At 66.1% G+C, this 13,355-nt stretch carries 14 protein-coding genes; 5 read left to right on the forward strand and 9 right to left on the reverse strand.

What is annotated here, in order from left to right:
- Positions 1–839 (forward strand): polyprenol phosphomannose-dependent alpha 1,6 mannosyltransferase MptB (gene mptB, locus A2J02_RS18545; RefSeq protein ID WP_197478064.1); only part of this gene is annotated, 839 nt, incomplete at its 5' end.
- An 11-nt stretch (positions 840–850) separates the two neighbouring features.
- On the forward strand, positions 851–1,816 hold the full coding sequence (locus A2J02_RS18550) for a phytoene/squalene synthase family protein (RefSeq protein ID WP_068052046.1): 966 nt from the start codon (positions 851–853) through the stop codon (positions 1,814–1,816).
- Here the strand turns inward: A2J02_RS18550 and A2J02_RS18555 are convergent.
- On the reverse strand, positions 1,813–2,184 hold the full coding sequence (locus tag A2J02_RS18555) for an Rv2175c family DNA-binding protein (protein ID WP_068052028.1): 372 nt from the start codon (positions 2,182–2,184) through the stop codon (positions 1,813–1,815). The genes A2J02_RS18550 and A2J02_RS18555 overlap by 4 nt on opposite strands.
- 185 nt (positions 2,185–2,369) lie before the next feature.
- Here A2J02_RS18555 and pknB point away from each other — a divergent pair, with 185 nt between their 5' ends.
- The gene (gene pknB, locus A2J02_RS18560; RefSeq protein WP_068052050.1) at positions 2,370–4,352 is read left to right on the forward strand and encodes a Stk1 family PASTA domain-containing Ser/Thr kinase; all 1,983 of its coding nucleotides are present in this window, start codon (positions 2,370–2,372) and stop codon (positions 4,350–4,352) included.
- Here pknB and A2J02_RS18565 read toward each other — a convergent pair whose 3' ends face one another.
- Together A2J02_RS18565 and A2J02_RS18570 are read right to left on the reverse strand one after the other, a co-directional pair.
- A complete protein-coding gene (locus tag A2J02_RS18565) occupies positions 4,353–5,738 on the reverse strand; it encodes a class II 3-deoxy-7-phosphoheptulonate synthase (protein ID WP_032394396.1) in 1,386 nt (461 codons plus the stop codon).
- Positions 5,739–5,783: 45 nt separating this feature from the next.
- Positions 5,784–6,275, reverse strand: a complete 492-nt coding sequence (locus A2J02_RS18570; RefSeq protein WP_027497365.1) for a polyadenylate-specific 3'-exoribonuclease AS — start codon at positions 6,273–6,275, stop codon at positions 5,784–5,786.
- Positions 6,276–6,355: 80 nt separating this feature from the next.
- Here A2J02_RS18570 and A2J02_RS18575 point away from each other — a divergent pair, with 80 nt between their 5' ends.
- A complete protein-coding gene (locus A2J02_RS18575; protein WP_068052031.1) occupies positions 6,356–7,648 on the forward strand; it encodes a glycosyltransferase 87 family protein in 1,293 nt (430 codons plus the stop codon).
- A 22-nt stretch (positions 7,649–7,670) separates the two neighbouring features.
- On the opposite strand, the gene A2J02_RS18580 is transcribed toward A2J02_RS18575, so the two are convergent.
- The 6 genes from A2J02_RS18580 to A2J02_RS18605 form a co-directional block, all read right to left on the reverse strand.
- Complete coding sequence (locus A2J02_RS18580) at positions 7,671–8,399, reverse strand: lysophospholipid acyltransferase family protein (protein WP_068052034.1); 729 nt, start codon at positions 8,397–8,399, stop codon at positions 7,671–7,673.
- Between the two features lie 179 nt (positions 8,400–8,578).
- Positions 8,579–9,553, reverse strand: a complete 975-nt coding sequence (locus A2J02_RS18585; protein WP_037192841.1) for an ROK family protein — start codon at positions 9,551–9,553, stop codon at positions 8,579–8,581.
- Between the two features lie 55 nt (positions 9,554–9,608).
- On the reverse strand, positions 9,609–10,082 hold the full coding sequence (locus tag A2J02_RS18590) for a hypothetical protein (protein ID WP_068052036.1): 474 nt from the start codon (positions 10,080–10,082) through the stop codon (positions 9,609–9,611).
- Between the two features lie 31 nt (positions 10,083–10,113).
- Complete coding sequence (locus A2J02_RS18595; RefSeq protein ID WP_082898940.1) at positions 10,114–11,340, reverse strand: ArsA family ATPase; 1,227 nt, start codon at positions 11,338–11,340, stop codon at positions 10,114–10,116.
- Positions 11,341–11,369: 29 nt separating this feature from the next.
- Complete coding sequence (locus A2J02_RS18600) at positions 11,370–11,804, reverse strand: SRPBCC family protein (protein WP_068052039.1); 435 nt, start codon at positions 11,802–11,804, stop codon at positions 11,370–11,372.
- Between the two features lie 133 nt (positions 11,805–11,937).
- A complete protein-coding gene (locus tag A2J02_RS18605) occupies positions 11,938–12,330 on the reverse strand; it encodes a polyketide cyclase / dehydrase and lipid transport (RefSeq protein WP_082898941.1) in 393 nt (130 codons plus the stop codon).
- A gap of 136 nt (positions 12,331–12,466) precedes the next feature.
- Here A2J02_RS18605 and A2J02_RS18610 point away from each other — a divergent pair.
- The coding region (locus A2J02_RS18610) for an AMP-binding protein (protein WP_156516293.1) at positions 12,467–13,355 on the forward strand (889 nt) is incomplete at its 3' end.

A 13,355-nucleotide genomic window follows, 5' to 3' on the forward strand; every position in this document is an offset into this window, starting at 1 on the left:
TGACCGCAGGGATCGTGCTGACGCTCGAACACCGACACGTGGGCGGCATCGCACTGGTCGCGATCGCGGTGGCGATCAAGGCCACAGCAGGCCTGGCGCTGCCCTTCCTGGTGTGGATCTGGATGCTCCATCTGCGAGAGAAGGCGCGGGCCGAGGGGCGAACCCCGATGCCGCCCGCCCTGGCGTTCGTCAAGACCGCGGGCATCGGAGCCGCCGTCTTCGTTGCTGTGTTCGCCGTGGCGTCGGTGATCGCCGGAGTCGGAATCGGTTGGCTGACCGCGCTTTCCGGATCGGCCAAGATCATCAACTGGCTCTCGCTTCCCACGATCCTGGCTCACCTGGTGACCGTCAGCACGTCGTGGTTCCTCGATCTACGCCTCGGACCCGTTCTCGACGTCACCCGCCTGCTGTGCGCCATCGCGCTGGTCGTCGTGCTAGCGGTCGCCTGGTGGTTGGGCCGCAGATCCGAACGCGACGCGGTCAAGGGCATTCTGATCGCCCTGGTCGCCACCGTCGTCCTCTCCCCCGCGGCCCTGCCCTGGTACTACTCGTGGCCACTGGCTGTCGCCGCAGGCTTCGCACTCTCGCGCACCACCCTGATGATCCTGACGGGTCTGTCGACGTGGCTCATGCTCGTCTTCCAACCCGACGGATCGATCGGCCTCTACACCCTCGGACACGTCGCACTGGCGGTCTTCGCCGCGGTCGTCGCAGCTCTGTCTCTGACGCGCGTCGATCCGCTGCGTCTACGATCGGACCGATCCAGGCAACACCGTGCCGTGCCGAACGCACCCAAGACCCCAGCAACGGAACCGACCGGAGACGAATCCACGTCATGAAGGCTCGCGTGATGAAAGAACTGGACGGGATCGATCCGGAGCTGCACGAGGCATACCGCATCTGTCGCGAACTCAACGCCCAGCACGGCAAGACGTATTTCCTCGCCACTCGCCTGCTCCCCACCGACAAGCGCGCAGGCGTGCATGCGTTGTACGGGTTCGCCCGGATGGTCGACGACATCGTGGACCTCGAGGGCACCGACATCTCCGTGGGATCTGACGAACTCAATGCCAGACGCATCGTCGAACTCGACGTGATCGAGTCCCGGGTGCGCGACGCCTTGGCCGGAAAACCGTTGTCCGAGAGCGTGTCCGATCGAGTGTTGAGCGCGTTGTGCGACACCGTGGGGCGCTACGACATTCCGCACGACTATTTCTACGCGTTCATGCACTCGATGCGGATGGACATTCCGGGGAGTCCGATGTTCGTCTCGCGCTACCGGACGATGGAGCAGCTGCGCGAGTACATGTACGGCTCCGCTGCGGTCATCGGACTGCAGATGTTGCCGATCCTGGGAACCGTCGTCGAGCGGTCGGAGGCCGAGCCTCCCGCCGCAGCCCTCGGCGAGGCGTTCCAGCTCACCAACTTCATCCGAGACATGGGTGAGGACCTCGATCGCGACCGCATCTACCTACCCACCGACGAACTCGCTGCGTTCGGTGTCGACGAAGAACTGCTCCGGTGGTGCCGCACCACGGGAAATGTCGACGCCAGGGTGACCAGGGCCCTCGCGCACCTGATCGCCGTCACCCGCTCGATCTACCGCACGTCCGACGCGGGTATCGAGATGCTGGATCCGCGAGTGCGACCGTCGATGCGCACGGCATCGATCCTGTACGGCCGCATACTCGCAGAGGTCGAGTCACAGGGCTACCGCGTGCTCTCGCAACGCGCGACGGTGCCGCAGTGGACCCGAGCTCGCATCGCGCTTCCGCAGTTCGCCGTCACCGGCTTCAAGCGCGCAACGATTCGCTAGAAGGCCATTGCCTGAGCTCGCCTGATCACTTCGCGCATCAGGTCGCCGTGGAGAGCAGCGACGGGTGCACCGGGCAAGCTCTCGTCCTCGGTGAACAGCCACCGCAGGATTTCCTCGTCCTCGTAACCGCCGTCGTGCAGCACGGCCAGCAGACCCGGCAGGCCCTTGACGATGGTGCCCTTGTCAGTGTCGAGGAACTGCTCGGGAACACCGGGCACACGCGAACGCTTCAGCGCCAGCAGCTGCCGATCTCGAATCAGCTGCTCGACGCGGGTCTTGGGAACGTCGAGAATCTTCGCGACGTCGGCGAACTGCAGCACGGACACCGACGGATCGAGCACGTCGTCGGCATAGGGAATGGCACTCACGCAGGTAACGTTAACGGGTCCGGCATCCAGACATCAAAAGCGTGACAGTCGGCCCAGCAGGACGAACACACGAGCCACGATCGTCGGTCGGCATCTCCTGCACCGATACGATCGACTTCAGCATCCGGCGTCGAACGCCGGAAGACCAGTGGACGACGAGGGGAGGTTCGGTGATACCGGGTTCGATGCTCGATCGTCGATACCGAATAGACGCACCGATCGCGCGCGGCGGTATGTCGACGGTCTACCGCGGACTCGACACCAGGCTCGACCGCCCCGTGGCGGTGAAGATCATGGACCCGAAGTTCGCCGAGGACCCACAGTTCGTCCAGCGCTTCGAGTTCGAGGCACGGGCAGTGGCCAGACTCAGTCACCCGGGCCTCGTCGCCGTCTACGACCACGGTCGAGACGGCGAACACGCCTTCCTCGTCATGGAACTCGTCGAGGGCGGAACTCTGCGTGAGCTGCTGCGCGAGCGTGGACCGATGCCTCCGCATGCTGCAGCGGCCGTCATCCGGCCGGTCCTCGACGCACTCGCCGTCGCCCACCGAGCCGGTCTGGTGCACCGCGACATCAAGCCCGAGAACATCCTGATCAGCGACGACGGTGACGTGAAGATCGCGGACTTCGGACTCGTCCGAGCCATAGCGGCCTCCACCGTGACGTCGAGCAGTGTGATTCTGGGCACCGCCGCGTACCTGTCTCCCGAGCAGGTCACCACCGGTTCCGCGTCCGCGAGCAGCGATGTCTACGGCGTCGGTGTCGTGTTGTTCGAGCTGCTGACCGGACGCACGCCGTTCACCGGCGACACCTCGCTGTCCATCGCCTACCAGCGCATCGACAACGACGTACCGCTCCCCTCCACCCTCATCGCAGGCGTCCCCCCGCAGTTCGACGAGGTGGTCCAGCGTGCCACCGTCCGCGCCCCGGAAAATCGGTACCGCAATGCCGACGACATGGCTCGGGCCCTGCGCGCGGCCGCGTCGGCGCTGGCGCTGCCCGAGTACCGAGTGCCGGCACCCAAGCGCTCGGCCGAGCACCTGAGCTCGGCCGCAGCCGGAGCACCGACGACGGTCGCGGGCAACCGTCCGCCGTCCGCTCGCACCCAGGTCGTGGACACTTCGCCGCCGCCATCTCCGCAACACGGGGTGCAGCACACCAGGGTGGTCACCTCGCCCACAGCGCGGGGCATCGACCACGGCCAGGACATCGCCGAGGTGCCGCCCGCCGGACCACCCCCGACCGGCAGGCGGCACTACGAGTTCCCCGATTTCGACGCCGACCGCCAGCGCTCGCGCCGAGCGATCGTCATCTGGCTCCTCGTCGTCGCCCTGCTCGCGGTGTTGGTCGGCTTCGGCGGATGGTGGATGGGCTCGGGTCGCTACACCGCAGTCCCGATGGTGGACGGGCTCGACACCACCGGTGCCACCAGTGCCGTGGAAGCCGCCGGTCTCGAAGCCGCGGTGCGCGGAACCTACTCCGACTCGGTGGACACCGACCTTCTCATCGGCACCGACCCCACCGGCGGATCGCGAATCGCCAAGGGCGACACGGTGTCTCTGTTGGTGTCACTGGGACGCCCCACCGTTCCCTTGATCGACACGAGCGCATCCGTCGACGACATGGAGCAGCAACTGCGAGACCGAACGTTCACGCCCGTCGACGGCGGCGAGGCCTTCAGCACGTCCGCTCCGATCGGCGGCGTCGCAGCCCTGGACCCGCCGCCCGGCACCGTACTGACCACGGGAAGCTCGGTCACGGTGCTGCGCAGCAAGGGGGCACCGCCGGTCGAGGTACCCGACGTACGCGGGCAGAGCGTCGACCAGGCCAGGACAACGCTGGAATCGGTGGGCATCACCGTCGGCGAGGTTCGGGAGACCTTCGACGAGGACACCGACGGCGGCAGGGCGATAGGGACGACGCCGGAGGCCGGGCAGACGGTGCGATCCGGGACCACCGCTGCGCTCGAGGTGTCCAACGCCGTCACCGTGCCGTCGCTGCTGGGTCGCTCGGTCGGCTCGGCCCGGACCGCTGTCGAGACGTTGGGCCTGACGATCGACGTCCGTCAGGTGGTGGACACCGACGGGTCGCTGATCATCACCCAGAGCCCCGGAGCCGGTTCTCGGGTGGAACCGGGCTCCGAGGTCATGGTCGTCTCGCTACCCTGATCAGTCGCGGAGCATCTCGGCGACCAGGAATGCCAGTTCGATGCTCTGCTGCGTGTTCAGACGCGGGTCGCAGGCGGTCTCGTACCGGCCGGCGAGGTCCAGGTCCGAGATGTCCTGGGCACCGCCGAGGCACTCGGTGACGTTGTCGCCGGTCAGTTCGACGTGAATTCCGCCCGGATGCGTTCCGAGGCCGTTGTGCACCTCGAAGAATCCCTGGACCTCGTCGACGATGCGGTCGAAGTGGCGCGTCTTGTAGCCGGTCGAGGCCTCGTGAGTGTTGCCGTGCATCGGATCGCACTGCCAGATGACCTGGTGGCCGGTGGCCTGAACCTTCTCGATGATGGCGGGCAGGATGTCGCGAACCTTGCCGTTGCCCATGCGTGAGATCAGCGTCAGACGTCCCGGCTTGTTGGTCGGGTCGAGGCGCTCGACGTACTCGACGGCCATCTCGGGCGTGGTCGTGGGCCCGATCTTGAGACCGATCGGGTTGGAGATCAGCTCGGCCAGCGCGATGTGCGCCCCGTCGAGCTGGCGGGTGCGGTCGCCGATCCACAGGAAGTGCGCGGACAGGTCGTACAGCTTGGGGTGATCGTCGGTGTTGTCCAGGCGCAGCATCGCACGCTCGTAGTCGAGAACGAGCGCTTCGTGGCTGGCGAAGATCTGCGCGGTGTGCAGGTTCGGGTCGGAGACGCCGCAGGCATCCATGAAGCGCAGGCCGCGATCGATCTCCCCCGCGAGCGCCTCGTAGCGCGCACCGGCGGGCGACTGGGCGACGAACTCGCGGTTCCAGTCGTGCACCTTGTGCAGATCCGCCATCCCTGCACCGGTGAGTGCGCGGACCAGGTTCATCGCCGCGCTGGCATTGGCGTACGCGCGCACCAGTCGTGACGGATCGTGGCCGCGGACGCTCTCGTCGGCGACGAGCGAGTTGATCATGTCGCCGCGGTAGGACTGCAGACCGAGCGCGTCGATGTTCGACGACCGCGGCTTGGCGTACTGACCGGCGATACGGGCGACCTTGACCACCGGCATGCTCGCGCCGTAGGTGAGCACCACAGCCATCTGCAGCAGCGTGCGGATGTTGCCCTTGATGTGCGGCTCGGTGTTGTCGACGAACGTCTCGGCGCAATCGCCACCCTGCAGCAGGAAGGCCTCGCCTCGGGCGACGGCCGCGAGCTTGTCCGACAACGCCTCCACCTCACCGGCGACGGTGATCGGTGGCACGCTCTCGAGCACCTTGCGCATGTCGGCAGCATGCTCGGGATCCCACTGCGGTTGCTGCGCAGCCGGCTTGGCCAACGCATCGTCCAATCGAGAGCGCAGCGTCGGCGACAACGGCGGCAGGTCGGGCAAGCGATCGATGGGTACGTCGACAGTCCAGTTCACCGCTACAGGATATTCGCACCGCCGAAGCCGCAGGACAACGGGTGTTCACCCGCGGTACGAGTACTCCTCGATCGCCTGGAACTTCGCCAGATTGTGCCGCGCGTCGGCCAGGGCGTCGTGAGCATCGTCGGGAACCGACGGCAGCTCGGGACTGCCGCGATCCTCCCAGTGCTGGCGCAGCTCACGAGTGAACCGCGGCAACGAACGCGGCAATTCGGTCATCGAGCCCCACAGCTGGCAGAGCGCCACGTGGTCGTACGCCGCCACCCACGCCCACAGTTCGACCTCGGCACCGTAGTGCGGAACGAGAAATTCGAGCAGTTCGTCCCGGATTCGCGACCGGCTCATCCACAGCGGCGACGAGTACGGTGGCAGCTTGGGAAGCACGTTGCGTCGAACCCAGCGGCCGGCGCGCTCGGGGTCGAACTCGGAGGACACCGCATAGAACTCGCGACCGTCCTCCGACACCACACCGATCGACACCAACTCGATTGTGCGACCATCCTCGATGAACTCTGTGTCGTAGAAGTAGCGCACGCGGCTCACCCTAGCGCGTCCCCGACACGTCCCCCACGTGCCGGTAGCCCCGATCCGAACAGCCCTGAAAGGCAACGCCAGTGACTCCGCCCGACACCAACCGTCCGGTCGCCGAAGCATCGGAGCCGGCGGCGCCGACGCGACGCCGGTGGCCGAGTTGGGCGGTGGCGTCGAGCAGGGTTCTCGTCCTGATCGGTGCTCTCGTCGGCGTGCTGTTCCATCTCAACGGCTTTCCGGGGTTGCGTGAGCTCGGCGAGCACTACCGACTCGATCTGGACGTGTATCGACTCGGCGGTCAGGTGTTCGCCGAGGGCGGGGATCTCTACGGTCAACTGCCGCCGATCGCGACCGGTACGACGCTGCCGTTCACCTATCCCCCGATCGCCGCGGCGATCTTCAGCCCGCTGTCGTCGGTGTCGCTGTACGCCGCCTCGATCGCGGTCACCGTGCTGTCCATGCTCCTGCTGCTGGTGACCGTCGTGGCGACCCTCACCTCGCTCGGACTGCGTCCTCGCACGCTCGTGTGGTGGACTGCCGGAGCAGTCTTCGCCGTGGCCGTGCTGCTTCTCGAGCCGGTCACCTCGACGCTGAACTACGGGCAGATCAACATCGTGCTGATGGCGTTCGTTGCACTGGACTGCCTGCCGAAGAAGACGCCGTGGCCCCGAGGTGTGCTGATCGGACTCGTGGCTGCCGTCAAGCTCACCCCCGCAGTGTTCGTATTGTTCTTCTTGTTGCGCAAGGACTTTCGAGCCGCTGTGGTTTCGGTCCTGAGCTTTGCGGTGTTCACCGCGGTCGGTTTCGCGCTGACGTGGTCGGACTCGGTGAAGTACTGGACCGAGACGATCGTCGATTCCGACCGAATCGGCGGTCCGGCCTACCCGCCCAACCAGTCGATCACCGGAGTGCTCGCGCGGCTCGGGCTGGACGAACTGCCTCGGTCGATCCTGTGGCTCGCGTTGTCGGTGGTGGTCCTTGCCATCGCGGCGATAGCGATGCGAAAGGCGTTCGCCGCGGGCGAGACTGCTCTCGCCCTGACGATCAACGCCATGTTCGGTCTGCTGGTGTCGCCGGTCTCCTGGTCACACCACTGGGTGTGGGCCATCCCGTTCACCGTGGTGCTCGCCGTCCTCGGCTACCGACGCCGCAGTGCGCTGTTGGCAACGCTGGTGGCCGTCGGGCTGGCGTTGATGGTCTACCCGCCGCACTGGAAGCTCGGCGAGGGCCGTTGGAGCGGTCTCGGTTGGCCGCTCGTGGATCAGTTCGCGGCCTCGGGATACGTGTGGTGGGCGCTCGCGTCGATCATCGCGGTGGCCGCGGTCGGCTGGACCGACCGGGCCGATACGACAGTCGACACCCGCTCCGCAGTCTGATCACGGAGCGGGCCGAGCAGATTCAGCTCGCCTTGGAATCCGGGATGCGCTGCGCGGTCGGACCCGACTCCGCCTCGGGCGCAGCCTTCTTCAGCGATGCGGCGTACACGTCCACGTACTCCTGACCGGAGAGCAACATCAGGTCGTACATTACTTCGTCGGTCACCGCACGCTCGACGAAACGGTTGCCTGCCATGCCCTCGAAGCGCGAGAAGTCGATGGGCTTGCCGATCCGGATGGTGACCTTCGCCGGACGCCACACGCGCGAACCGATCGGGTTCATCTTCTCGGTACCGATCATCGCGACCGGAATCACCTGAACTCCGGTCTGCAGTGCCAGACGCGCCATCCCGGTCTTGCCCTTGTACAACCGCGCGTCGGGTGACCGAGTGCCCTCGGGGTAGATACCGAGAACCTTGCCTGCTTCGATCACACGCACGCCTGCGTTGAGTGCGTCCTGTGCCGCGTCGGCTCCGGTGCGATCGATCGGCACCTGCCCGACGGCGGTGAAGAACCATTTCTGGAACTTGCCCTTGAGTCCCGGTCCGGTGAAGTACTCGCTCTTGGCGAGGAAGGTGATGCGTCGAGGCGTCTTGAGCGGAAGGTAGAAAGAATCGAGAACGGCCTTGTGGTTGCTGGCCAGAATGACCGGCCCCTCCGTCGGGATGTTCTCCGCACCCTCGATCGTGGGCCGACCCAGGGCGATGAGAAGGGGGCCGACGAAAATGTACTTAACCAGCCAGTACCACATTGACATGCTCCCTGATGATGGTCGGGAAATCGTTTGGTGCCGCCTCGCCCTGAAGCGAATCGACTGCGGCCGTGCGTCCTCGAACCGTGCCGCGTAGTGAACTGTACCCACGGTTTATGACACCAGCCACATCATCGCCGACACCAGGACCGAGGTCACAGAAAGCAGTCGAAGAACCGTCAGCGAACGCCGGTGACGAACTGCGCCCGGGCCAACTCCGCGGCCCCGATCATGCCTGCTGCCTCACCGAGTTGAGTACTGCGAATACGCGCCAGGGGGCGATGCCCCGCACCGGTCACCAGCTCCGCGTACTTGTCGGTCGCGCGAGCGAGGAACTGACTCGACGACGTCGCCACTCCACCGGCCAGCACGATCAGATCGGGGTCGTACACGTCGCTGACCATCGAGAGCCCGACGCCGAGCCACTGCGCGAAGTCCTCCATCGTGCGGCGGGCGATCGAGTCACCCTCGTGCGCGGCACTGGCGATTCGGCGGCCGGTCAACGAACCCGGGTCGAGGAACACCTCACGTGCCAGCGTCGTCGAGGACGCCGGGTCCGCCGCCAGCAACTCGACTGCGGTGTCCACCAGAGCGGTGCCGCTGCAGTACCGCTCCCAACAACCGCGCTTGCCGCAGGGGCACGCACGGCCGTCCGGCACGACCTGGATGTGACCGAGTTCCGGTGCCACACCGTGGCTACCCCGATAGATCCTGCCGTCGATCAACAGGGCCGCGCCGATTCCGGTGCCGATGGCCACCATCACCACGTTGCGCCCCCCGGACGCCGCACCGAAGCGATACTCGGCCCACGCCGCAGAATTGGCGTCGTGCTCGAGCAACACCGGCAGACCGATGCGCATGCTCATCTCGGTCGCCACAGGGGTGTTCACCCACGGCAGATGCGGGGCGAAGAGAACCGTCGTGCGATCGGAGTCGATGAACCCGGCGACGGCGAGCCCGACGGCCGCGATGTCGTGTCGCCCGGCCAGCTCCTGCACGGCCCGATCGAGACCGCGTTCGAGCGCACGCGCAGTGTGCGGAGTGGGAGCGGCCGTCGAATCGAGGACTTGCCCGTCCTCGTCGACGACGGACGCGCGCAGGCTCGTCCCGCCCACGTCGATTCCTACCGTCAGTCGCTGGTGGTGGCGCTTCATTCGTTCATGCCTTCCTCGCCCGTCCCCCGTGCGGGCTGCACCCGAGTCGCTCCGATCACGGACGCTCGTGCTCGTCCGAACGCGAATTCTTCACTCGAACGGTAATCGGAACGAACGAAGCGGGACGATCGCCCTGAAGTTTCGTGTCGATCGACACGTCCGCGACCTCCGCGGGGTCCGAGGGGACACCGGCACTACCGGACCCGGGCTCGGCCGCAGTCCCCGGTGGCGGCGAGGTCGGCGGAGCCTGCGCTGCGGAGTGCGTCGCCCCGGAGGTCGTGTGATCGGCCAGCAACTGACGCAACAGCGCGATCACCACGGCGCTCTCGGAGGCCACGAGCTCGACGAGATCGTGGCGCTCCCCGCGCACCAGTGCCGCGAGAGCGCAAACCGGACACCAACTGCATCCCTGGCGGTCACGATCCTGCTGCGTCTCGGCGACGCGACGCAGGATGGGCTCGAGTCGCGTCAGCACGGTCTCGGCCAGGGCCAGCAGGTCCGCCCCCAGCTCGGAATGGTCCGAGGTCATCGCGACACCCCGGCCGTCGGGGTTGTCGGAGTCACAGCGGCCACACGTCGGGGTTCGGACGAAAACGCACCACCAGGCACGGTCCGTCGAGTTCGGCGGAGTCGGCCACGCACCGACGCAGCACCGACGCCAATCTGATGCGCCGTCGCCTCCCGTCGGCACTCACTATCAAGTCGTCCTCCACTCGCCCCAGGCCCAAGGTCGTCGAATCCACCACCGGCAGCAGCATTCTCATCGCGTACACGGATTCGAGTCCGCCACCCGACTCGAGCACGACCGAAGGCTGCTCACCCCAGCCCGGCGCGCGCCGTTCGAGGGAGTCCGGTTCGAGGCGATCGGCCACATCTTGCAAGGGCCCCAACCCTACCGGTTCACCGGGAGCCTGCTCCACCTCCACGATCGGCACGGTACCGATGCGTCGGCGCAGCTCGGCGACCGCGTCGAGCTGCGCCGCCCGCCACCTCTCGAACCAGAACACGGCCGGATGAGCGCCCACCAGACCGACCGACGATGCGTTGAGCTTCGGCAGGATTCTGTTGACCAGCACACGATCGATTCTGATTCCGAGCAGAGCAGCTGCCGACAGAGTTCGTTCCGCGTCGACGATCGAGAGCTGTTCGGCGGTGACGACCACGGTCGCCCCGGTACGGTCGGCGTCGGTGATCAGGGACCGGACGGAGTCGATCTGCGCGAGGATTCGCTCGATCATCGCCACCACGAGAGTGAGCCGCACATCGGAACCGGTGCCGGCGACCATCCGAGCGTGCAGAGGCCAGATCCGCTCGACGTATGCGGCGACGGTGTCGGGCAACTGCAGGGTACGTAAGGCATCCGCCGATGCGGGAAGGTCGACTATCACTGTGTCCCAGCGATTCTCGTCGGCAAGACGGCTGATCTCGTGCATGCCGAGCAGCTCTTCTATTCCCGGGAGACCGAGCAGCTCCTCCGGTTCGATCGCCCCGAAGCTCACCCCGTGCTCGTGTCCCGCGGACGCCACGGCCAACAGTGAGCCCAATCCCCGGTACCGGGCTTCGAGCAGCCTCAACGTATCGATCTCGAGGATGTCGAGGCCGGGTGCGATCGAACGAACACCGGACGCATCCTCGACCTCGGCGTCCCCCTTGAATGCATCGGCGAGCGAGTGAGCCTGGTCGACGGACGCGATCAGAACCCGTTCGCCGGCCTGGGCGAGTCGTAGCCCCGACGCAGCCGCCAGCGTCGTCTTACCCGCACCACCTTTGCCGAGGAACAGCAACACCGTGGTGCGGGCTTCGGTGCGAGCTTCGCTCAGCCTTCGACCCGCTTCTTCAATTCCTTGAGTGCAGTGTCGGTGATGACCTTTTCTGCCTTGCGCTTGAACAGACCGATCATCGGAATGTTCAGATCCACGGTGAGCTCGTACGTCACGTCGGTGCCGCTGCCGGTCTCCTTCAACGTGTACGAGCCGTTCTGCGATTTCTGCATTTCGCCCGATACGAGGTTCCAGGAGACCGAATTGCCGTCGGCTGCCCAGTCGTATTCGAGCTCGTAGGTGTCTTTCACCATCCCGGCGTCGAGCACGAACTTGACCCGCTTGCCGCGGCCGTCCGCACCGACCTCGAGGACCTCGACGGATTTCGCGGCCGACACCCACGTGGGGTACGCGTCGAAATCGGCGATGACGTCCATGACCCGGCTCGATGGAGCTTCGACGACGATCGACCTCTGGGTTTTCTCCGCCATGACTACTGGTCCGCTTCCTCTCGGGTACTTCGATCAGCTCGGTTCGCTTCGGTGCCGCAGAACTCGCGCAGGCCTATCTCACACGATCGATCCGCGGACGCACAATGCGAACCGGCCGACCGTACCGCGCGGTTCATTCGCGAGCTGAAGTCGACGCTACGTGGTGGGGTGCTTCACCTGCAGACCGACCGGCCTCGAGCTCTCGCTTGAGCTCGAACGTCATCGCACGTCCGGCCACCCGCCGGGCATGCTGGTGCGCTGCCACGTCGGCGTCCGCGGCGGGTTCGGCGTGCAGGAAGTAATGGACGATCACCCCGTCCAGCGCGGGCTCGAGCCACAGCTCCATCGTTCCGACCACACCGCCGCGCACTGCCCAGCGGATCCCCTTCTCACCCCGGTCCTCGGTGATCGTCAGGTTCAGATCCGGCCACCATCGACGCCACCGCGCAGGCGACGCGAACGCCTGCGCCACCCGCACGCCGGGGGCGGCCACGAATGTCTGATCCGCAACTTGAATACTGCTCATCGACAGAGCTTCACACATCGGGTCGGGGGCCGTGCGCGTCGAGGCGTATTTCGACGCCGGGAGCCCGGGTCTAGAGTATCTGTGAAGCCGAGCTATCGACTTTCGTTCTCCCCAAGTTCTATCCGGAGGTAATCCCGTGCGCGAGTTCACCGTCGCCGCCAAATACGCCATCGCGGACACCGACTCGGCTGTCGATACCGTCTTCGCTCGCGCCCGCACCTCGCCCGACGCGGTGGTGTTCCTACGCACAGTGGACGGACAATGGATCGACGTCACCGCCGCCGAGTTCGAGCGCCTGGTGGTGGGGGTGGCACGGGGTCTGATCGCCGCAGGCATCGAGCAGGGCGATCGGGTCGCACTGATGTCGTCGACGCGATTCGAGTGGTCGGTAGTGGACTACGCGATCTGGGCCGCGGGCGGTGTGACGGTGCCGATCTACGAGACGTCCTCGGCCGGTCAGGTCGAATGGATCCTCGAAGACGCCGAGCCGGTCCTGCTGATTCTCGAGAACGACGCGCATGTGCAGGAGACGAAGTCCGTTGTGGCAGCAGCCCCGTCGGTCCGACAGACGTTCGTCATCGCGAACTCGGCGGGCACCGACGCAGTGCAGGCACTGCTCGACGGTGGTGCCGAAGTCGCCGAAGACGAGGTGCACCTACGGGTTTCGAAACTCGTCTCGTCCGACCCGGCAACCCTGATCTACACCTCGGGAACCACCGGTCGGCCCAAGGGCGTCCAGCTGACCCACGCCAATCTGCTCGCCGAGTCACTCGGGATTCGTGAGACGTCGCTGAAATCGCTGATGACACAGGGCCGCAGCACGCTGATGTTCCTTCCGCTCGCGCACGTCCTGGCACGCGCAGTGTCCATCGCGTCGTTCGACGCCGGGGTCACCATCGGCCACACCAGCGACATCCCCAATCTCGTCGCGACGTTCGGCACGTTCCAACCGGACTTCATCCTGTCGGTTCCGCGAGTGTTCGAGAAGGTCTTCAACACCGCCAAGCAGAATGCGCACGCCGACG

Source organism: Rhodococcus sp. EPR-147 (genome assembly GCF_001647185.1).
GTDB lineage: Bacteria > Actinomycetota > Actinomycetes > Mycobacteriales > Mycobacteriaceae > Rhodococcoides.

Bases quoted from the DNA above. Each gene is read 5' to 3' on its own strand.
- A2J02_RS18550 (WP_068052046.1), top strand. From the start codon at position 851: ATGAAAGAACTGGACGGGATCGATCCGGAGCTGCACGAGGCATACCGC.
- pknB (WP_068052050.1), top strand. From the start codon at position 2,370: ATGCTCGATCGTCGATACCGAATAGACGCACCGATCGCGCGCGGCGGT.
- A2J02_RS18580 (WP_068052034.1), bottom strand. From the start codon at position 8,399: ATGTGGTACTGGCTGGTTAAGTACATTTTCGTCGGCCCCCTTCTCATC.
- A2J02_RS18585 (WP_037192841.1), bottom strand. From the start codon at position 9,553: ATGAAGCGCCACCACCAGCGACTGACGGTAGGAATCGACGTGGGCGGG.
- A2J02_RS18590 (WP_068052036.1), bottom strand. From the start codon at position 10,082: ATGACCTCGGACCATTCCGAGCTGGGGGCGGACCTGCTGGCCCTGGCC.
- A2J02_RS18600 (WP_068052039.1), bottom strand. From the start codon at position 11,804: ATGGCGGAGAAAACCCAGAGGTCGATCGTCGTCGAAGCTCCATCGAGC.
- A2J02_RS18605 (WP_082898941.1), bottom strand. From the start codon at position 12,330: ATGAGCAGTATTCAAGTTGCGGATCAGACATTCGTGGCCGCCCCCGGC.